The sequence below is a fragment of the Exiguobacterium sp. N4-1P genome (assembly GCF_002214325.1).
Map to the genome: position 1 here is coordinate 2,228,904 of NZ_CP022236.1, position 20,914 is coordinate 2,249,817.

The 20,914-nt window shown below is 48.8% G+C and carries 21 protein-coding genes and 1 riboswitch; of the genes, 1 reads left to right on the plus strand and 20 read right to left on the minus strand.

What is annotated here, in order from left to right; all coding sequences use genetic code 11:
* Window position 1: 1 nt before the first annotated feature.
* The 17 genes from sufD to A0126_RS11575 form a co-directional block, all read right to left on the minus strand.
* Window positions 2–1,279, minus strand: coding sequence for a Fe-S cluster assembly protein SufD (sufD, locus tag A0126_RS11495; RefSeq protein WP_088837698.1), 1,278 nt, complete (start codon window positions 1,277–1,279; stop codon window positions 2–4).
* Window positions 1,280–1,297: 18 nt separating this feature from the next.
* Window positions 1,298–2,083, minus strand: coding sequence for a Fe-S cluster assembly ATPase SufC (gene sufC / locus A0126_RS11500; protein WP_012371204.1), 786 nt, complete (start codon window positions 2,081–2,083; stop codon window positions 1,298–1,300).
* A gap of 156 nt (window positions 2,084–2,239) precedes the next feature.
* Window positions 2,240–3,466 carry an MDR family MFS transporter gene (locus A0126_RS11505; RefSeq protein ID WP_088837699.1) on the minus strand — a complete coding sequence of 409 codons (1,227 nt, stop codon included), beginning with the start codon at window positions 3,464–3,466 and terminating at the stop codon, window positions 2,240–2,242.
* Window positions 3,467–3,538: 72 nt separating this feature from the next.
* Window positions 3,539–4,366 (minus strand): MetQ/NlpA family ABC transporter substrate-binding protein, encoded by an 828-nt coding sequence (locus A0126_RS11510; RefSeq protein ID WP_088837700.1) that lies wholly within the window; start codon window positions 4,364–4,366, stop codon window positions 3,539–3,541.
* Window positions 4,367–4,399: 33 nt separating this feature from the next.
* Window positions 4,400–5,065, minus strand: a complete 666-nt coding sequence (locus A0126_RS11515; RefSeq protein ID WP_088837701.1) for a methionine ABC transporter permease — start codon at window positions 5,063–5,065, stop codon at window positions 4,400–4,402.
* Window positions 5,062–6,084: a methionine ABC transporter ATP-binding protein gene (locus A0126_RS11520; protein ID WP_088837702.1), complete on the minus strand. Its 1,023-nt coding sequence runs from the start codon at window positions 6,082–6,084 to the stop codon at window positions 5,062–5,064. The genes A0126_RS11515 and A0126_RS11520 overlap by 4 nt, the downstream gene beginning before the upstream one ends.
* Before the next feature lie 79 nt (window positions 6,085–6,163).
* Window positions 6,164–6,270: riboswitch (SAM riboswitch) on the minus strand.
* Between the two features lie 59 nt (window positions 6,271–6,329).
* Window positions 6,330–7,496 (minus strand): bifunctional cystathionine gamma-lyase/homocysteine desulfhydrase, encoded by a 1,167-nt coding sequence (locus A0126_RS11525; protein ID WP_088837703.1) that lies wholly within the window; start codon window positions 7,494–7,496, stop codon window positions 6,330–6,332.
* Window positions 7,489–8,412 carry a PLP-dependent cysteine synthase family protein gene (locus A0126_RS11530; protein ID WP_088837704.1) on the minus strand — a complete coding sequence of 308 codons (924 nt, stop codon included), beginning with the start codon at window positions 8,410–8,412 and terminating at the stop codon, window positions 7,489–7,491. The genes A0126_RS11525 and A0126_RS11530 overlap by 8 nt, the downstream gene beginning before the upstream one ends.
* Window positions 8,409–8,873: an S-ribosylhomocysteine lyase gene (locus A0126_RS11535; RefSeq protein ID WP_088837705.1), complete on the minus strand. Its 465-nt coding sequence runs from the start codon at window positions 8,871–8,873 to the stop codon at window positions 8,409–8,411. Before A0126_RS11535 ends, A0126_RS11530 begins: the two co-directional genes overlap by 4 nt.
* A 3-nt stretch (window positions 8,874–8,876) precedes the next feature.
* Window positions 8,877–9,515 (minus strand): class I SAM-dependent methyltransferase, encoded by a 639-nt coding sequence (locus A0126_RS11540; protein ID WP_088837706.1) that lies wholly within the window; start codon window positions 9,513–9,515, stop codon window positions 8,877–8,879.
* A 549-nt stretch (window positions 9,516–10,064) separates the two neighbouring features.
* Window positions 10,065–10,343, minus strand: a complete 279-nt coding sequence (locus A0126_RS11545; protein ID WP_029331290.1) for a thioredoxin family protein — start codon at window positions 10,341–10,343, stop codon at window positions 10,065–10,067.
* A 101-nt stretch (window positions 10,344–10,444) separates the two neighbouring features.
* Entirely contained in the window at window positions 10,445–10,828 is a 384-nt protein-coding gene (gene gcvH, locus A0126_RS11550; RefSeq protein WP_029331292.1) for a glycine cleavage system protein GcvH, read from the minus strand.
* Between the two features lie 64 nt (window positions 10,829–10,892).
* Window positions 10,893–11,246, minus strand: coding sequence for an arsenate reductase family protein (locus A0126_RS11555; protein WP_088837707.1), 354 nt, complete (start codon window positions 11,244–11,246; stop codon window positions 10,893–10,895).
* 35 nt (window positions 11,247–11,281) lie between these two features.
* The gene (locus A0126_RS11560) at window positions 11,282–11,737 is read right to left on the minus strand and encodes a DinB family protein (RefSeq protein ID WP_088837708.1); all 456 of its coding nucleotides are present in this window, start codon (window positions 11,735–11,737) and stop codon (window positions 11,282–11,284) included.
* Between the two features lie 71 nt (window positions 11,738–11,808).
* Window positions 11,809–13,593: an acyl-CoA dehydrogenase family protein gene (locus tag A0126_RS11565; protein WP_088837709.1), complete on the minus strand. Its 1,785-nt coding sequence runs from the start codon at window positions 13,591–13,593 to the stop codon at window positions 11,809–11,811.
* Entirely contained in the window at window positions 13,590–14,780 is a 1,191-nt protein-coding gene (locus A0126_RS11570) for an acetyl-CoA C-acetyltransferase (RefSeq protein ID WP_088837710.1), read from the minus strand. The genes A0126_RS11565 and A0126_RS11570 overlap by 4 nt, the downstream gene beginning before the upstream one ends.
* 15 nt (window positions 14,781–14,795) lie before the next feature.
* Window positions 14,796–17,213: a 3-hydroxyacyl-CoA dehydrogenase/enoyl-CoA hydratase family protein gene (locus A0126_RS11575; RefSeq protein ID WP_088837711.1), complete on the minus strand. Its 2,418-nt coding sequence runs from the start codon at window positions 17,211–17,213 to the stop codon at window positions 14,796–14,798.
* A 186-nt stretch (window positions 17,214–17,399) separates the two neighbouring features.
* Here A0126_RS11575 and A0126_RS11580 point away from each other — a divergent pair, with 186 nt between their 5' ends.
* Window positions 17,400–18,035 (plus strand): class I SAM-dependent methyltransferase, encoded by a 636-nt coding sequence (locus A0126_RS11580; RefSeq protein WP_088837712.1) that lies wholly within the window; start codon window positions 17,400–17,402, stop codon window positions 18,033–18,035.
* A gap of 454 nt (window positions 18,036–18,489) precedes the next feature.
* On the opposite strand, the gene A0126_RS11585 is transcribed toward A0126_RS11580, so the two are convergent.
* From A0126_RS11585 to A0126_RS11595, 3 genes are all read right to left on the minus strand, one after another.
* Window positions 18,490–19,407 carry a proline dehydrogenase family protein gene (locus tag A0126_RS11585; protein ID WP_029331301.1) on the minus strand — a complete coding sequence of 306 codons (918 nt, stop codon included), beginning with the start codon at window positions 19,405–19,407 and terminating at the stop codon, window positions 18,490–18,492.
* Window positions 19,408–19,491: 84 nt separating this feature from the next.
* Window positions 19,492–20,166, minus strand: coding sequence for a TVP38/TMEM64 family protein (locus tag A0126_RS11590; RefSeq protein ID WP_088837713.1), 675 nt, complete (start codon window positions 20,164–20,166; stop codon window positions 19,492–19,494).
* Window positions 20,163–20,846 (minus strand): PAQR family membrane homeostasis protein TrhA, encoded by a 684-nt coding sequence (locus tag A0126_RS11595; RefSeq protein ID WP_201302359.1) that lies wholly within the window; start codon window positions 20,844–20,846, stop codon window positions 20,163–20,165. The genes A0126_RS11590 and A0126_RS11595 overlap by 4 nt, the downstream gene beginning before the upstream one ends.
* Between the last annotated feature and the right edge of the window lie 68 nt (window positions 20,847–20,914).

The following is a 20,914-nucleotide window of genomic DNA, read 5'->3' on the forward strand; positions in this document are numbered from 1 at the left end:
ATTAGTTTACTTTCCCTTCAATCACTTGAACGAGACGTTCCTTGACGGAGTCAATCGCAAGCTCAGAGACGACAGGTTGTAAGAAACCGTGAACGACAAGGCGTTCTGCTTCTTTACGTGACAACCCACGGCTCATCAAGTAGTAAAGTTGAAGTTCGTCGACACGGCCGACAGATGCCGCGTGTCCTGCCATGACATCATCTTCATCGATCAAGAGGATCGGGTTCGCGTCACCACGTGCCTTTTCAGACAACATGAGCACACGTTCCGTTTGGACTCCGTTTGATTTCGACGCACCATGGTGAATCATTGACGTTCCGTTGAAGATCGACGTCGCCGAATCTTTTTGAACACCGTGAATCAAGATGAATCCTTCCGATCCTTTACCGAAATGATCTGTCCGGACGTTGAAGTTTTGTTTTTGATCGCCACGACCGACAGTAACGGCTTTCGTATCTGAGAACGAATCGTTCCCGACGAGATGCGTTTTCGTTTCTGTGATCGTATGTCCGTCATTCATGTGACCGAGTGCCCATTCGAGCTTCGCGCCTTGTTTGACGACACCACGGCGGTTCATATACGTGACAGCACCTTTCGCAAGCGTATCAACGCCTCCGAAAAGAACTTTTGCGTTCGCTTCGACGAACACTTCCGTCACGACGTTGACGTTATGTGCTTCTTCACCGTAAGAGACGAAGCTTTCGATATACGTCAATTCGCTGTCTTGATCGGCAACGATGATTGCGTGGTGGTAAAGTGCGCCGCCTGCTTGTTCGAGCGTATAAATCGCTTGCATCGGTACCGTCAGCTTAACGCCTTTAGGTACGTACAAGAATGTTCCGCCGTTCATGAGTGCTGCGTTGAGTGCTGCGAGACGGTCTTCATTGACGTTAACGCCTTCTGTCATGAAATACTTCTCAACGAGTTCCGGATGATGCTTCATCGCATCCTCAAGCGTCGTGAAGATGACACCGTTCGTTGCTTCACTGTTTTGCGCATGGACAAGTTGTCCGTTACGCGTGATCAACATATGGTCACGGTTTTCACCGATTAATGTTTCGATATCCGGCGTGAGACCTGTTGCTGTCTCAAGATCTGCTGTGCCTTCTGTGAAGTTCCAGCCACCGATTTTAATTTTTTCTACTTTTGGCAATGCGAGCGTTGGGGCAAGATCAAGTGCATCTTGGCGCTTAGAAATCATCCAAGCGGGCTCCCCTAAGCGAGTCGCACGTTCTGCCACTGCCTCGCGATTTACGGCAAGATTCAGTTCTACAGTCATCATGCTTCCTCCCTCGTCTTACGCTTTTGTTTCGATTTCGACTTCTTCGATGCCGAGTTCTTTTTTAACCCAGTCATATCCTTCTGCTTCAAGACGGTGTGCAAGTTCTTTTCCGCCAGACATGACGATTTTTCCACCCATCATGATGTGGATGAAATCAGGCTCGATGTAGTTCAAGAGACGCTGATAGTGCGTGATGATGAGGCAACCGAACTCAGGTGAACGCATTTCGTTAACACCTTTTGCAACGACTTTAAGTGCATCGATATCAAGACCTGAATCGATTTCGTCGAGGATTGCGATTGCTGGTTTCAGCATCGTCATTTGAAGAATTTCGTTCCGTTTTTTCTCTCCGCCTGAGAAACCTTCGTTGAGATAACGGTGTGCCATTTCGCCTGGCATTTCAAGAAGTCCCATTTGTGCGTCAAGTTGACGGATGAACTTCATGAGTGAAATTTCATCGCCTTCTTCGCGACGTGAGTTGATTGCTGAACGAAGGAAGTCAGAGTTCGTAACACCGCTGATTTCGCTTGGGTATTGCATGGCGAGGAACATTCCTGCTTGCGCACGTTCGTTAACTTCCATCTCAAGAACATCTTCTCCGTCGAGTGTGACTGATCCAGATGTTACTTCATACGTTGGGTGACCCATCAATGCAGACGCGAGTGTTGATTTACCTGTCCCGTTTGGTCCCATGACCGCGTGGATTTCGCCGCCTTTGATTTCTAAGTTAACGCCTTTCAAGATTTCTTTGCCGTCGATTGCGACGTGTAGATCTTCAATCTTCAAGTGTGAAGCCTTCATGTAGAATCCCTCCATCTATTCATTTCGTGTCTGACGATTCAGTTCACGAGAGTTACTAATTTAGTATCATTCTAATCTTAATGAATCATACCACATTATTCAAGCGTCATCGCTCATGGTTTTTTCTCAAAATGAAGCCTTTTAGTGAGAATGACTTTAAAGTGATACGACTTCTTTCTCTTCTTCCACCTTCGATCGTCTGTGAACCCGCTGTGACAGTAAGAGCAGTGGTATTCCGAGTAATGTCAAGAGGGCTAAGCAACCAAAAATCGGCAACGGACGATCGGCGCCAAAATAAAAAAGTAATTGTCCGCCGATGACCGGTCCGATTGACTGACCAATCGATGTTAAGCCCATCGCTCCGAAATAACTGCCCCGTAATTCCGGTTTCGCAAAACTATCGGTCAAGATATCGGTCATCGTGAACATCATCACTTCCCCGCACGTGAAGATGAACATCGCACCGATCATCAACCAGACCGTTCCGGCATTCCCCATGACGAATAAACCGAACGCGACGGTCGCAATCCCGACCGTAATCGAGACGAGCGGCGACGTCTTCATCCCGAACTTCATGATCGGGTACTGGACGACTAATACAGTCACGGCATTAATCGTGATCAATAAAGCAAACAAACTAGTCCCACCGGACAGTAACGTCGTCGTCGTCAAAAATTGCGGCAACGTCGAGTTGAACTGACTGTAGCCGAGAATCCCGAAGATGATCCCGGCGAGGGCAAACGTGAAAGCAACGTCCGTTTTCAACAGTTGAACGGTTGCACCGAACGAAACTTTTTTCCCGCCGTGACTCTCTGTGATCGGATACCGCTGAAACAGGATAAAAATCGCAATCCCGTACGCGAGATAAACAAAGGCTGTTATATAGAAGGTAATCGCTGTATTGCCGGCACTGAGCAATAACGCAATCCCCGGCCCGATCGCAGCCGCGACATTGATCATGGCGTAACGGATATTGAAGACGAACAGTCGATTTTTTTCATCCGTCGTGTCACTGATCAGGGCACGAGCGGATGGTTCGAAGATGGAACGAAACACGCCGTTCAAGGCACTCAAGGTAAAGAACGCCCAAAACGTCTCGACCTGGGCCAAGGCGATGAAGACAAAGACGAAGCCGAGTGTTCCGGTCAGCATCATCGTCCGACGCCCGTAACGGTCAGACAAGGTCCCGCCGATGAAACTCATGACAAGACTCGAGACGGCTGAAATACTGAGGACCCAGCCGACATCGACCGGGCTGAACTTCAGCACCGTCGATAAATAAATCGCAAAGAATGGCATCGTGATGAACGTCCCGAGCCGTGAGAAAAATGTTCCGAGCAGGACGCCGATCGTCAGCGGATGTAACTGTCGTAAACGGTGCACTTAGAATCCCCCTTCAACTAAAAAAATAATGCATCCTTCCATTATATAGGAAGAATGCATCATTCGAGTGAATTATTTGCTGACCGGAACGACGGCCCCTTTATATTCTTTCGTAATCCAATCCTGTGTCTTTTTCTCGTGTAAGATATCGAGCAATGCCGTCACACGCTCGTCTTTTTCATCACCTTCACGCGTGACGATGATGTTGACGTATGGTGAAGACTCATCTTCAAGGGCAATCGTGTCTTCTAACGGGTTCAAACCGTTATCAATCGCGTAGTTCGTGTTGATGAGGACAGCATCGCCTTCATTGTTTTTGTACGCTTGCGGCAAGAGTGACGCTTCGATATTCGTTTTGAACTCAATGTTCTTCGGGTTTTCCGCGATATCACTAAGCTGAGCATCTGTCGTCTTACCGTCTTTCAACTTAATTAAGCCTTCGTTTTGGAGGAACGTCAAGACACGTCCACGCTCCGCGACGTTTGAGCTCGTCAAAATCGTTGCACCTTTCGGTAACTCGTCAAGCGACTTATATTTCTTTGAGTAAACGCCGAGCGGTTCAACGTGGACGCCGCCTGCATTTTCAAATTTATAAGATTTGTTCTCTTTTTCCTGTTGCTCAAGGTACGGAACGTGTTGGAAATAGTTTGCATCGATTTCTTTTTCAGCGAGTGCCTTGTTCGGCAACACATAATCTTGGAACTTTTTGATTTCGAGTTTGTAGCCTTTTGCTTCATACTCTTTTTGAACGTGCTCTAGGATTTCAGCATGGGGAACGTTTGAAGCACCGATGACAAGTGTCTTCGCGTCGTCTCCTGAAGACTCTTCCCCACATGCTGCAAGACTGACTGCTAAGACGGATACTGCTGCTGTACCGACGAATTTTTTCCAAAGTTTCATGAATAATTCCTCCCAAGTTAACTAAAAATAGTATTATCGTTTATCGATTGCTTTTACGAGCAGGTCACCAATAATTTGAATGATGAAGACGATGACGAGAATCAACAATGTCGCGATGGCGATGACATCGTTTTGAGAACGCTGGAAACCTTCGATATATGCCATGTCCCCGAGTCCTCCTCCTCCGACTACTCCGGCCATTGCCGTGTAACCGACGAGCGCGACGAGCGTGACGGTGATACCGGAGACGATTGCTGGTAGTGCTTCCGGAATCAACACTTTATAAATGATTTGGAACTTCGTTGCCCCCATCGATTCCGCTGCTTCGATGACACCTTTGTCGACTTCACGCAGTGCCAGTTCGACCATCCGCCCGTAAAACGGTGCCGCCCCAAGAATCAGTGCCGGAAGTGCCGCTGTTGGTCCTAAGAACGATCCGACGATGATGAGCGTCACTGGAATCAATAAAATCAACAATATAATAAACGGAATCGAACGGAAGATGTTGACTAAAAAGCTGAGCACGGAATACAGTGCCCGGTTCTTAAACAATAAGTCTTCATTCGTCGCATACAACAACAGACCAATGATTAAACCGAGTATGAAAGTCGCTAGACCCGCGACGGCTGTCATATAAACGGTACTGCCGGTCGCCGTCCAGACCATTTCCCAATCGAGGTCGTTAAAGAATGTCGTCATCGGTGATCCACCTCCACTTCCACGTCACTCGCTTGAAGTTTCGCGATGACCGCTTGTGTTTCATGTGCCGCACCAATCAGTTGGATGAACAACGTTCCGAGTGCACCGTCTTGCGTCTGTCCGACGTTCCCGCCGATGATATTAAATAATAAGGTCGAATCTTTCATGACTTCTGCCAGGATCGGACTTTCTGCTGTCGAACCGACGAATGTCAGCTGGACGATTTTCCCTGTCGGATAGCGCTCACGAAGTTTCGCGAACGTCAACTCGTTTTCTGTAGACGACGTCAGTTGTTTGACGAATTCTTTTGTCATCGCTTGTTTCGGATGCCGGAAGACTTCTGAAACAAGACCCTGTTCGACGATTTTTCCGGCCTCCATGACGGCGACCCGGTGACAGATTTTTTGAATGACGTGCATCTCGTGTGTGATCAAGACGATCGTCAGTTTTAGTTTTTTATTGATGTCGACGAGTAACTCTAAGATCGAGTCCGTCGTTTTCGGATCAAGGGCGCTTGTCGCCTCGTCACATAATAAGACGTCCGGGTTTGATGCCAGTGCGCGGGCAATCCCGACGCGTTGTTTTTGTCCACCGGATAGTTGTGACGGATAAGCGCCTTCGCGACCGTCGAGTCCAACGAGTTGAATCAGCTCGGCGACCCGTTCTTTCCGGCGTGCTTTCGGATATCCGCCGAGTTCGAGCGGGAACATAATGTTTTCTTCGACCGTTCGTGACCAAAGCAAGTTGAAGTGCTGAAAGACCATCGAGACATTTTTCCGGACGCCGCGTAATTCTTTCGGTCGTAACGTCGTCATCTCGACACCGTCAATTTGAATCGAACCGCTTGTCGGTGCTTCTAACATGTTCAGCAGGCGAATCAACGTTGACTTCCCTGCACCGGAATAACCAATTATTCCGAAAATTTCGCCGCGCTCAATCGTGAGATCGACGTTTGCGACAGCTTCGACTTCGCCGCGCTTCGAGCGATAAATCTTTCCTACATCCTGTAAACGAATCACTACTGTCCCTCCTAAACATAAAAAAAAGTGCGCACGTTTTAGAGCAAACGCGCGCACTTTCAGTACACAAAACCATTTGCTCTCATCTTGCAGACGTTCGTCTGCTGGAATTAGCACCACTTCGGAAATAAATTCCGCGGTTGCCGGGTTTCATCGGGCCAGTCCCTCCACCACTCTTGATAAGAGTTATCGGTATTTAGTTGTTTTTAATATATTTTGAATATTAGCAGGGGTTATTTTGCTTGTCAAACAGTTTTTTCAGAAACTTTTTCGAGCAGACTGAAAGCATGCGTTAAATCTTCTTTCAAATCCTCTGCATCTTCAAGTCCGACCGAGATCCGGACGAGACCATCCGTGATGCCGAGTTCCGCCCGACGTTCTGCTGGAATCGATGCATGTGTCATCCGTGCCGGAACGGAAATCAAACTTTCGACCGCCCCTAAGCTTTCAGCAAGCGTGAAGAAGTGTGATGCTTCCACAAGTTTCTCTGCATTTGCAGCTGAACCGACATCAAAGCTGATCATCCCACCGAAACCAGTCGCTTGTTTTTGTTGAATCGCATGACCGGGATGCGATGCGAGCCCCGGGTAGAAGATGTTCGAGACGACGTCTTGCGCTTGCAAGAAGCTGACAAGTTCATGTGCTGTCTCTTCGATCGCTTCCATCCGGATACCGAGCGTCCGTAATCCACGGACAAGCAAGAAGCTGTCTTGCGGTCCGAGAATTCCACCCGTCGAGTTTTGGATGAAGTGGAGTTCTTCGCCGAGCGTATCATCGTTGACGACGACAAGCCCTGCGACGACGTCCGAGTGTCCGCCGATGTATTTCGTTGCACTATGCAGCACGATATCTGCCCCAAGCGCGATTGGTTGTTGCAAGTATGGTGTCGCGAACGTGTTGTCGACGACGAGCTTCAAGTCGTGACGACGCGTGATGGCTGCGATTGCTTCGATGTCCGTCACTTTTAATAACGGGTTCGTCGGTGTTTCGACGTAGAGCATCTTCGTGTTGTCCTGAATCGCCGCTTCCGTCGCGCTGAGATCCGTCGTATCGACGAATGTCACTTCGATGTTGAACTTCGGTAGGACACGTTGCATCAAGCGGAACGTTCCTCCGTAGACGTCGTCCGTCATGACGATGTGGTCGCCAGACTGAAGCAGATTGAAGACAGCATGGATCGCCGCCATCCCTGATCCGAATGCGAATCCACGGACGCCTCCTTCAAGATCAGCAATCAATCGTTCGATGCTCGTCCGCGTCGGGTTTGCTGTGCGCGAGTACTCATACCCGTCTTTTAATTGACCGATTTTTTCTTGCTTATATGTGCTCGTTTGATAGATTGGCGGTGTAACGGCACCCGTTGCCTTGTCTACACCCGTTCCTCCGTGAATCAACGCTGTTTTTTTACGCATGTGTCTCGTCCACCTTTTCAAAGATTTGTTGGCTCAAATACCGTTCTGCACTGTCTGCGAAGACGGTGACAATCGTACTTCCAGGATGGCGCTGGGCGATATCGAGCGCCGCGGCGAGTGCCGCTCCTGCTGAACTGCCGACGAGTAACCCTTCACGTGCCGCCAGTTCATGGACCTTCGTAAAAGCATCCGAATCAGAAATCGTATGAATTTCCTCAACTAAATCACGAGAAACGAGACTCGGCCATTTAGCTGTCCCGATTCCTTCTGTTTTATGCGGTCCGGCTGACCCTCCGTTGAGGACGGAGCCTTCCGGTTCGACGATTGCCCCTTTTGTCCCGAAGCGTTCTTTTAAGAAAGCCGTCGTTCCGGCAAACGTTCCACCTGATCCGCATCCGGCGACGAACCAGTCGATGTGACCGAGTTCCGCCACAAGCTCCGGACCAAGTGTCCGCTGATAAGTGACCGAGTTTTCTTCGTTTTCGAATTGGAGTGGCACATAACTGTTCGGAATCGTTTGTCCGAGTTCTTTTGCCTTATCGATTGCGCCTTGCATATCGAGTTCAGTCGGCGTGTTGACGACAGTCGCGCCGAGTGCCCGCATCAACGTCTGTTTCTCTTGACTGAACTTTTCCGGGACGACACAAATGACCTGTAAGTCATATTTTTTAGCGGCGAGCGCCAAACCGATGCCGGTGTTGCCGGCAGTCGGTTCGATGATCGTTCCGCCTGGTGTCACGTAACCCTGTTCGATTGCGGCATCAACGAGTTGGATACCGAGGCGGTCTTTGACGCTGCCCCCAGGGTTCATCCATTCGAGCTTCGCCAAAATCCGCGTACCAGCAGGCAAATCGAACGAAGTAATCTCGTACAGTGGCGTATTTCCGACGAGGTCGCGGACTGACTTCGCGATCATCCGAAGACGATGTCCCATTCGTCGCGACCGGCAAGCATTTTCTCGGCATAGTGCTTCGCTCCTTTAAGGTCGTGTGCGCTCGCAAACCCACATTGCGTTTCGTTTTGTGCCGGAATCACTTCAGCCGCTAAGACGTCGTTCAATGTCTTCTCGACGAGTTCACTCATTTTTTCGACTGAGTCAAAGTTCATCATCGCCATGTAGAAACCAGTCTGGCAGCCCATTGGCGAAACATCGATGACGTCGTCCGAATAGTTGCGGATGTTTTCAGCAAGTAAATGTTCGAGTGTGTGCATCGCACGCATCGGCATTTGCTCGACGTTCGGTTGTGTGAAACGAATATCATATTTGACGACTTGGTCGACTTTACCTTCTTTATAGCCTGCTACACGAATATATGGTGCTTTGACTTTCGTATGGTCCAAGTTAAAGCTTTCTACGTTCATTTTTTTGATTGTCATGATTTATTCCCCCATTTTCTCGGCTTCTATGAGCCAGACGAAGTGATTGTATTGTGTGAATGTCACGTTAAATCCGCGTGACGTAAAAATCTGTTCCATCACTGGAAGCAGTGGATAAAATTCGCGTTCTAAATCTTCTGCAAGGTTGTCAAACCCTTGAGTTTTTGCTTCTGCAATCGTTTCTAGACGTGCTGCCTCAGAAACGAACATCGTATCGGCATAGACGATCTTTCCGTCTGCCGGTAAAATCGCTGCCATCAAATCGACGGCCTGTCCTTTTTCTTCATCCGTCAAATGATGAAACGCATAAGTCGAGACAAAACTTTTTGCATCTGCTGCTTCAAACGATAAGAAATGACCATCTTGAACAGCCAGCGCCGGAATTTTATTGATTAAGATGTCGCGCATTTCCGGACTTGGTTCAATCGCCAGTACCTGCTCATGACGCGCAAGCAAACGTTGCGTCAAGTTGCCTGTTCCTGCGCCAAATTCGGCAACGGGTGACATCGCTTTTTCAGCGACCGTCTCTAATATTTCGTCATAACGGCGAAAGACTTCTTTGTACTCCGGATCTTGCCCCGTTACTGTGTCGTCGTAAGATGACGCCCACTCTGTAAATACATCCATGAAACGTACTGTCATGCCTTTTCGTCCTCCGCATCCCGCTTTTAATTCCGACTAATCGGATATGAATTAAAGTATTTTTCCTTAATCGCATTGTAGCAGGGACAATTCTGATTAGCAAGGCGACAGCTTCAAAATCTTTCGGAAACAAAAAAAAGGCGTTGCCGGAGAACCGACAACACGAATAATGTGGTTAGAAATGCAACGAAGGAAAACCCAGCTCTGATGCGAACTTCTTCGTTCGTCACATCAGAGGACGGCGCCCTTTCGAACTATAAAAGCAAGATGTCACAGTAGTCAGATCGACCATTCGAATCCACCACCTCTTTTTTGAACCGCTTCGTCTTTGGGGGACGACTTAAGGGGAAACAGAAAAAAAGATTTAGGATGTCATTGAATGGTTCTAAATACGAGAAACATCAAGTTCTATACCTCTGCCAGACTTCCTATAAAAGCATTTCTAGAAGTTGATATGAATATACCATTCATAAATTGTCATTGTCAATGAATTATTGTAAATATTCCGACAATTTAACATAAAGAAAAATCATCCAATGATTTTTCTTGTTATTCTGCACAAAACGCAAAGACGTTTTGGACGTTTTGGAACGCATATAACCGCTCTACGACTTGATGATCCTTTACTTTGAGTAATGCCGGCACACTCATGACTTGCGCCTGCTCTAAAAATTCAGGAATGAAATTGCCATTCGCTTTTTGGATCCATTCCTCGTCTTTCGTCGCTTCGACGATGTCGAGCATCCGACTGGCGATGGCACATGTGCCGCACATCGGTGCATAGACATACAACAACCCGTTTGCTGGTACTTCTGTTACTTCCTTCATCTTGACCCCTCCTGTTATCCCGTGCTTCTGAAGCCAGTATACAAAAAAAAGGACAGCGATGAAACGAAATCGTTTCACCCCTGTCCGTCTTACTTTAAGTATTACTCGTTAATCATTGATTTGTATGCCGCAGCATCCATCAATGCTTCAACTTGTGACTCATCTTCTAGCTCGATATCAACCATCCATGCACCTTCAAATGGTGATTCGTTAACGAGTTCTGGGGAATCGGAGAGTGATTCATTGATTGCAACGACTTTCCCTGAAATCGGTGCGTACAACTCTGAAACCGTCTTGACCGATTCAACCGAACCGAATGGCTCGTTGATTGAGATCGTATCTCCGACTTCTGGAAGCTCAACGAACACGATATCACCGAGTTCGTGCTGTGCGAAATCCGTGATTCCGATTCGTGCTTTGTTGCCTGTTACTTCGACCCATTCATGCTCTTCCGAATACCGTAGATTGTCTTTGACTTGACTCATTTGCGATTCCCCCTGTGTTCTATAGTGGACTAACGGTTTTAGTATACCAAATTCAATCGGCTTCTTAATACCATTTTCCTTGATACATCTCTTCTTTAAATCCAAGTGTGACATCTGTCCCGTCCGTGACGATTGGACGTTTCAACAGCATCCCGTCACTTGCGAGCAAAGCATACTGCTCTTCTTCCGACAAGTCGGGTAAGCGATCTTTCAGCCCGGCGGCACGATAGGATTGACCACTCGTGTTAAAGAATTTTTTCAGCGGTTCGCCACTTTTTTGATGGAGTTCACGAATCGTCGCGGCACTTGGTGTCTCATCGACGATGTGTTTGTAATCGACTTCGACACCGTTGTTTTCAAGCGCCTTCTTCGCTTTGACACATGTACTGCACTTTGGATACCCATACATCGTTACCATATTTCATCACCTCACCTTTAAGACTAGCAGATAAATCAGTGTTCCTTCAAGCGCGCGAGTGCCGCATCAATTTGATCTTGATGATGGTGATCGTGAGCGATGAACGACGCGACGAACTCACGGGGACAAAAGCGCCCTTCATACGTCTGTTCATACTGCGCGTCCGTCAACCGTCCGAGTTGCGTCACGAGATCGCTTCGAACCGCGATTGCTTTTTTCAGTAACGTCAATGCGTCGACATGATGCGCATACTCGACCGCTAACCGGTTGAACTCATCAAAGTCCGTCTCGACTAACGTCAGTCGATCGTCAGGGAGCTTCGCGACGGCATGATCGAGGTAATACCGGTCCCACAAGAACAAATGGCCGACACACTCCTGTACCGTCCATTTATCGATCGCGAGCGGCGACTGCCACTCTTCATCCGATAAACGCTCGAGCGATTTGTAGTAGTCGACTGCAAACTGAAGTTCTTTTACATCTTCACGCATCGCTATTCCCTCCTCAAAAAAATTCGCCTTAACAGAGATTTTCCCTGCAAAGGCGAACTCGTAAACCTGACTTAGACGAGATATTTGTTAGCTTCAATCAAACGTTTCGCAATCGCACGTTTCGTGCCGATTGAGTTGATTGGTTGGTAACGGCTGAATTTCTTCAGTGCCGACAGTAACATCCGTAACTCGTCTCCACTTGCTGCTGCGTAGAGTGTTTCTTTCGCGTCACGTTCAACACCTTCGAATGCCTGTTGTGCGAAGACTTCCGTATAACGGATTTTGAGTTCGCTCTTCTCGGCGCCTTTTGAAGCGATCGCTTTTTCTGTCCGGACGATGGCTGACTCGAGCGCATAGATTGCACTCATGATATCGGCCGTGTTCGCGAGAATTTCCTGTTCGCCTTGTAACTTATCTTGATATTTTTGAACAGCCGTTCCAGCCGTCAATAAGAAGATCTTTTTCATCATCGCGAGCAAGTGACGTTCCCGGTCGAGCGGTTCTGTTCCGACTTCTGTCGGCATGAAGCTCATGACTTCCTGTTGGAGGCGCTGCGCTTCCGCTAAGAGTGGTAACTCGCCTTTCATCGCTTTCTTCAAGAGCGTACCAGGAACAAGCAGACGGTTGATTTCGTTTGTTCCTTCGAAGATCCGGTTGATCCGTGAATCACGGTACATGTTTTCGACTTCATACTCCGCCATGAAACCATATCCGCCGTGGATTTGAACCGCCTCATCGATGACATAATCAAATGTCTCGGACGCAAAGACTTTGTTCATCGAACATTCAATCGCGTACTCGGCAATCGAATCAGCGACGCGTTTGCCGTCTTTACTTTCTTCTTCCGACAGCTGATCGAGACTATCTTGGAAGAGACCGCCTGTCCGGTAAACTGAGCTTTCCATCGCATACGTTTGGGCTGACATCGTCGCCAGTTTCTCTTGAATCAATGGGAACGAGCTGATCGGTGTTTTGAATTGTTTCCGTTCGTTCGCATACTGAACGGCGAGATCGATCGCGCGTTTAGATGAACCGACGGCACCGACAGCGAGTTTGTAACGCCCGACGTTCAAGATGTTAAAGGCGATGACGTGCCCGCGCCCGATTTCACCGAGGACGTTTTCGACCGGTACTTCCGCATCTTCTAAAATCAATGTCCGTGTCGATGACCCTTTGATGCCCATTTTTTGCTCTTCCAGACCTGTCGAGACGCCCGGGTACTCACCCTCGACGAGGAATGCCGTGAATTTATCGCCATCGATTTTCGCATAGACGACGAACAGACTGGCGAAACCGGCATTCGTGATCCATTGTTTTTCACCGTTCAAGATATAGTGTGTCCCGGCTTCGTTCAAGACAGCTGTCGTCTTCGCCCCGAGTGCATCTGACCCCGAGCCCGGTTCTGTCAATGCGTATGACGCAATCCATTCACCTGACGAGAGTTTCGGCAAGTACTTTTGTTTTTGCTCTTCGTTTCCGAAGAAGACGATTGGGAGTGAACCGATCCCGACGTGTGCGCCGTAGCTGAGGGCGAATGAACGACCACGTGCGAATTTTTCTGTGATGATCGAAGACGAGATTTTATCCATTTGGTAGCCGCCGTATTCTTCCGGAACGTCTGCCCCGAGAAGACCGAGCTCGCCTGCTTCACGCAAGAGACCGACTGAAAGTTCGAACTCATGTTTTTCGATCCGGTCAAGTACTGGAACGACACGATCTTCGACGAATTTCGCCGTCATGTCACCAACCATTTTATGTTCTTCTGAAAAATCCTCCGGTGTAAAGAGACGCTCTGCTTTTAATTCATCCAGTACAAAACTTCCACCTTTAATCAATTCGTTTGTCGTTTGGCTCATTGTCCTGTTCCTCCTTCAACTAATTCGAATACACCGGCAGCACCCATGCCGCCGCCAATACACATCGAGACGACACCATATTTCGCGTTGCGGCGTTTCATTTCATGTAAGAGTGATAATGTCAGTTTTGTTCCCGTACAGCCGAGTGGATGACCGAGTGCGATCGCTCCCCCGTTGACGTTGACGATGTCTTCGTTGAGACCGAGCTCACGGATGACACCAAGGGATTGTGAGGCGAACGCTTCATTCAATTCAATCAAGCCGACGTCTTCGAGTGTGATTCCTGCGAGTTCAAGGGCTTTCGGAATCGCGACGACGGGTCCGATTCCCATGACTTCCGGACGAACACCGCCGACGGCAAACGACTTGAACTTCCCGAGAATCGGCAGCCCTTGACGCTCTGCTTCCTCACGCTCCATCACGAGTACGGCTGCTGCCCCGTCTGATGTTTGTGACGAGTTCCCGGCCGTGACACTGCCACCAAGCCGGAAGACCGGACGGAGTTTTGCCAAGCCTTCTTTTGAAGAGTCTGCCCGGACGCCTTCGTCATGCTGAACGACCCAGGATTTTTCTTCGACCTTCATGTCATCGTTGACGACGTATTCCGTCACCGTGACGGGCACGATTTCATCCGTGAACTTACCGGCTGCAATCGCGGCTGCCGCTTTTTGATGACTGCGTAAGGCAAAGGCATCTTGATCTTCACGTGAGACGTGATACGTCGCTGCGACTTGCTCTGCCGTATGCCCCATGCTCATATAATATTCAGGTTCCGATTCGACGATTGACGGGTTTGGACGAACGACGTGTCCCGGCATCGGGATTTGACTCATCGACTCGAGTCCACCAGCGATGACGGCCGTCGCTTGACCGGTCATGATCTTCATCGACGCATCCGCGATCGATTGCAGACCGGACGAGCAGTACCGGTTGATCGTGATGGCCGGTACTTCGTGTGACAAGCCACCAAGGACGGACGCGTAGCGGGCGATGTTCATCCCTTGCTCCGCTTCCGGGAGAGCACAACCGAGAATGACATCATCGATTGTTCCCTCATATTTCGAACGCTTCAACGTTTCCTTAATCGCGATTCCTGCGAGTTCATCAGAACGCATCGCTTTAAATGACCCTTTTTTTGCTTTACCGACTGGTGTCCGCGCACCAGCGACGATTACTGCTTCTTTCATTCGAATCCCCCCCAGTCAGTTACGAAGCGGCTTGCCTTTGACAAGCATATGCTGCATCCGTTGTTGTGTTTTCATCTCTCCGATCAAGCTCAAGAAGGCTTCCCGTTCAAGGTCGAGCATATATTGCTCATCGACGTGTGTGCCGAACGCAACGTTTCCGCCCGCGATGACATGCGCTAACTTGTTCGCGATCTTCAGGTCATGCTCCGAGACATAACCGCCATAGAACATTTCCCGCGTTGCCAGCTCAAGCGTCGCTTTCCCTGTCCGGCCGACGACTGGAATCAAGGATTTAGCAGGTGGCGTATAGCCTATCCGGTCGAGCTCGAGGACAAGTTGTTTCGCATCATACGTCAAGTGATCCCGGTTCATCGAAATCTGGTCGACAGAGCGGACAAAGCCGAGTTCGCGTGCTTCGAACGCTGATTTCGAGACTTTTGCCATCGCGACGTTTTCAAATGTCTTTTGCGCTGCTTTTTCGATATTCACTAAACCATCCGGCGTATTTTCAAGTAAACGACGGTACGTGTTGACGTTTCCGCCACCACCTGGAATCAGGCCGACACCGACTTCGACGAGCCCCATGTAAGTTTCGAGTCCTGCTTGCAGGCGGGCTGCCGGAAGTGAAATCTCCGTTCCGCCACCGAGCGTCATCCCTTGTGGTGCTGCGACGACCGGGCGTGACGCGTAACGAATCTTTTGAATCGATTGCTGGAATTTATTGATGATCCAGTCCAGCTCGAACCAGTTTTCATCTTCTGCTTCCATCAGCATCATCGCGAGGTTCGCACCGACACAGAAGTTTTTACCGTCGTTCGCGATGACGAGTCCACGGTGATTTTTTTCGACGAGGTCAATCGATTGTTCAATCATCTGCATGATGTCGACGCCGATTGCATTACTCTTCGACGTAAACTCAAGCACGGCCACGTCATCTCCGACATCCAGTAAACGGGCACCGTTGTTCTCAAGCAAAACGCCGTTCGACTTGCGGACGTCACGTAAGCGGATTTCTTTCGGGTTCTGTTCGCTGCCGACATACGTTTTACTCGTCGCATCATAATGCTGACCATTTTCGTTGTAGAAACTTGTGCTGCCTGACGCAAGCATCTCGTCGACCCATGCCGGGACGTCGTAACCATCCTGCTTCATTTTCGCGACGGTCTTTTCGACACCGAGTGCGTCCCATGTCTCGAATGGTCCCATCTTCCAACCGAAGCCCCATTTCATCGCTTCATCGATTGCTTTGATATCATCCGCGATTTCATGTGTCAGTTGTGCCGAGTAGAGCAGTGTCTTCGCATGGATCGGCCAGAGGAGTGCACCGACACGGTCGTTCGCAAAAACAACGGCTTTCAATTTATTTTTGGCACCGGGAAGAGCTTTCGCCTGACCGATCGACGGTTCAGTAAGCGCTTTCTTTTCAACGTATTCAAATGAGTTCACATCGAGTTCAAGGATTTGTTTCCCGACTTTCTTATAGAAACCTTGTCCTGATTTAGCACCGAGCGAACCTTCTGCGACGAGTCGCTTCATTTCCGCCGGTACTTCAAACGTATCTTTTTCAGGACCTTCCGGTAACAGATCATAGACGTTGTTCGCTACATGGACGAACGTATCGATTCCGACGACGTCAAGCGTCCGGAATGTCGCTGAGCTCGGACGACCGAGTAACGGTCCCGTCACGGAGTCGACTTCTCCGATCGTATAGCCGCCTTTTTTCATCTCTTCCATCGTCACGAGCAGACCATATGTCCCGATCCGGTTGCCGATGAAGTTCGGTGTGTCCTTCGCGATGACGACACCTTTTCCAAGACGCTCTTCCGCGAATTGTTTCATGAAGCGGACGACTTCCGGATTCGTGTCCGTCGTCGGAATCAATTCGAGTAGCTTGAGGTAACGTGGTGGGTTAAAGAAGTGTGTGCCAAGGAACCGTGCATTAAATGATGCCGAGCGTCCTTCACGCATCGCTTCGATCGAGATCCCTGACGTATTCGAGCTGACGATCGCATCTTCACGGAGGAACGGTTCAATCGTCGCAAACAGTTGTTGTTTGACATCCAAACGTTCAACGATGACTTCGACGATCCAGTCCGCTTCCTTCAAGCGTTCGAGGTCGTCTTCAAGATTTCCGACTTCGATTAAGTCGATCAACGACTTTGAAGCGAGCGGTGCCGGATTTTGTTTCAGCAACTTTTGACGGTTTTCCCGTGCGATCCGGTTTCGGACGGCTCTGTCCGATAACGTAAGTCCTTGTTTTTCTTCCTGTGCCGTAAGTTCTTTTGGTACGATATCAAGCATCAATGTCCGAATTCCCGCATTCGCGAGGTGTGCCGCGATTCCTGCACCCATGACCCCTGAACCGATGATGACGGCGAATTGAATATGTTTCGTCAATTTAAGTGTGGTCGGCTGACCGATCTGACTCGCCATGATATACCCCCTGACTAGTAATTGAATGAACAACCATTCATTATTCTGACAAAAAAAGAAGCCCATCAATCTTTCCCCTGCTTCTTCTACATCTCCATCATAAATGAATAATGATTCAGTAGCAATAAAAAATCACGTTTTGGTCAAATTTTCCTGTTAGACTAAAAGAAACAAGGGGGAGATGTCATGAAACAGACGGAACAACTGTGGGATCAGAAGGCGACGGACTGGGCAGAACGCTCGGAAATGATGTGGACACAAGGGAGTCGTAAAACGATCATTCCTTTCTTAACGTCGGTCATCACCGCTGGCAAGATGCTTGATTTAGGCTGTGGCGACGGAGCGGCCTGCCGCTTGCTGGCGGATTCTTTTGACATGACGGGACTTGATTTATCGGAGGAAATGATTCGGATTGCCCGTGACAAATCACCGACCCTCGACTTTGTCATCGGCACCGGTGAAGCGTTACCGTTTGTAGATGATGCGTTTGACGCCGTCCTCGCCGTCAACTCACTCGAGTGGTCGACGCGTCCGCTCGCAGTCCTTCAGGAAATCGAGCGGGTTGCACCAATTGTCGTCATCAGTCTGCTCGGACCGACAGCAGCACCACGGGCTTTAGCCTATCGTCGGCTGTACGGGGAAGATGCACCGATGGGCAATACGATGATGCCGTGGGAACTCGTCCAACTGGCAGAAGAACTCGGCTGGACATTGCTTGACGAAGCAGTCATTCAAAAAGAAGGGGCTGTGTTGACCGGTCACCGGTTACTCGATCAAGCGCATGCGTTTTCGTGTTTGTTTGCGTTTCGGACACGAAATTAAAGAAAATCGGGTCTCTATAACAGACGTATGTCCACCCGCTTTTCTCGGGCGGGACGCAAGCTAGCTGCCATCTAGCGATGATCGGGTCTTGCCTGTCCCTGACGGAAGCTACGCTTCCTTTTCCCGTAGAAGTCGAGTGGACACGTCTGTTTGCTGATAACCCATTCAACATAATCGTTCATCTGCTGACACGTATCAAGTAGAAAAAATCACTCGATTCATGCAACTCCTACAGGAAAAAGCGCATTTTTTTGCGCTGACAGAGACAAACAAGACCCGACTTGCGAATAGCAAAGTCTGGCTTGTGTCTCGCCTGAGGAAAGTGCATGAATAACGAGTGATTTCTTTTGAGTCTCCCAGCCAGATTAGCTACGAAAAGCACGGGGATAGAAAAAAATTTCAAACAATAAAACAAAAAGATGAAGCCATGACAGCTCCATCCCTGTTGTTTCGATTACCCTTTGACCATTCCTTTAAGGACGAACGCGACGTTTGCCGGACGTTCTGCTAAACGGCGCATGAAGTAACCGTACCAGTCACGGCCATACGGGACGTAGACACGGACTTTATAACCGAGCTTCACGAGCTCAAGCTGACGTTCGACGCGGATGCCGTACAGCATCTGGAATTCGAACTTATCATTTCCGATTCCATTTTCCTTCGCGTAGCGAATGATTTGTTCAATCATCGCGTCGTCATGCGTCGCGACCGCAGCATAATTTCCGAGTGACAATTGAAGTTTTACGAGTTTGATGTAGTTGTGGTCGACATCTTCTTTTTCCGGGAAGGCGACCGTCGCCGGCTCCTTGTATGCCCCTTTGACGATGCGGAGGTTCGTTTCAAACCGTCCGACCCGTTTGATGTCGTCTTCTGAACGATAGAGGTAAGACTGAATGACGGTACCAATGTTATCAAACGATTGACGCAACTCTTCAAACAATTGAATCGTTTTTTCACAACGTGGTTCATCTTCCATGTCGATGGTCACGAATACGCCGAGCTCTTTCGCCCGTGTCAATATCCGTTCCATGTTCGATCGAATTAATTGATCTGAAATATCAAGGCCAAGTGACGTTAACTTTAGTGAAAGTTGCGAGTCTAATTTCTCTTCCGCAATCATTTCGACGGCACGGATACATTCTTGCGTCATCATCTCCGCTTCGGCTCCAGTCGAGATGAACTCACCGAGGTGATCCATCGTCACACATAATCCTTTTGCATTCAAATCTTGAATCGCCCGTTTCGATGCTTCGAGTGAATCCCCCGCCACGAAGCGACCAGCCCCAAACTTCAGACCATATCGTTTCGCTAATCCATTCAATGTCTTATTCTGCGATAAGAAGATAAAACCATCCCGTAGTACTCGTTCCATCACTCATTATTCCCCCTAAATAAATGCTAGGCTGTTTTACCGTATCGGTTCACATCACTGCACTCATATTATGACATAAAGCGCTTACATATGCTCTCTCTTTTGTTTTTTTCGTAAAGATCGTTGTGCAAAAAAACCAACTGCAAAAAACAATACGTATAAAAAGACAGCTAAGAAAAATTGCCACGAAAATGGATCGCGCAGACTCGCCCCGATGTTGTTGTAAACGAACGCCCCAGGAATGATACCGAGATAACTTGCAAGTGCAAACTGCTTAAATTTAATTTTCGATAGACCGGACGCATAACTGATTGCATCAAATGGAAACAATGGAATCAAGCGGACAAGTAGGACGACCGTGAAACCGTTCGAAGCAATCCGGTCGTCGAATACCGTCAGCTTACCGGTCCCAATGATTTTCTCGACAGCGCGCCGTCCGAGCAGACGGGCAATCCAAAAACTGAGTAAACTGCCTGTCCCGGCGCCGATGACGTCAAGCAACGTGCCGAGCCACGGACCATAGGTATAACCGCCGAACATCGTCAGTAAGCTCGCCGGGAAAAAGACGAGTGGACGGATCGTATAGGCGAGGACATACAGGAGCATGCCGGGAAAGCCTTGCGCGAGAATCCAGTTCGACAACGCCTCTAAATCAAATTGCTCCATCATCCCCGACAAGCGGAAATAAAGGAGCAATCCGAGTCCGAACAATAAATAAAGTGAAAAGGGAAGCCAGTCCCGCAAGCGAAGTTTCTTCATGACATCGGTGCCGGTGCCACGTAATAGAAAATCGAAAGGAAAATCAAGACACTTCCTGCGAGAACAAACAGATGCCAAATCGCATGATTGTACGGCAAACGAGCCCAAACGTAAAAGATGACGCCGAGTGAGTACGCGAGTCCACCGCCGAGTAGTAACAAGAACCCTTGTAAACCAAGTGCTTCATAAATCGGTTTAATGGCGAAGAGACAACACCAGCCGAGCACCAAATAAGAAACGTTCGAAATCCAGACGTGTTTCCCCGTCGAATAGAGTTTCCAAATCATCCCGAGTGTCCCGACGCCCCAGACGATGCCGAGCAACGTCCAACCAAGTGGTCCGCGTAACGTAATCAACGCGAACGGTGTGTAACTCCCTGCAATCAAGAGATAGATGCCTGCGTGATCTAGAATTTGCAGGACTTTGTTCGCTTTCGTATGCATCAGCGAATGCATCAATGTCGAGAACAGATAAAGTAAAATCATCGTCGCGCCAAAGATGCTGACCGCCGTGATGTTCCATGCACTACCGGATTTCGTCGCCTGTAACACGAGCAACACGAGTGCCACGATACTGAAGATGACACCGAGCCCGTGTGTAACCGCACTGGCGATTTCTTCTTTCAAGGAATCCCCTTTGGCGAGTAACTCCTCGAGCGTTTCTTTGGACTGTTCCTTAATCGTTTTCGTGATTTCTTTTTTTGTGATCAAACGAACACCTACTTTCTAAACAAGACGGACTATGCCCT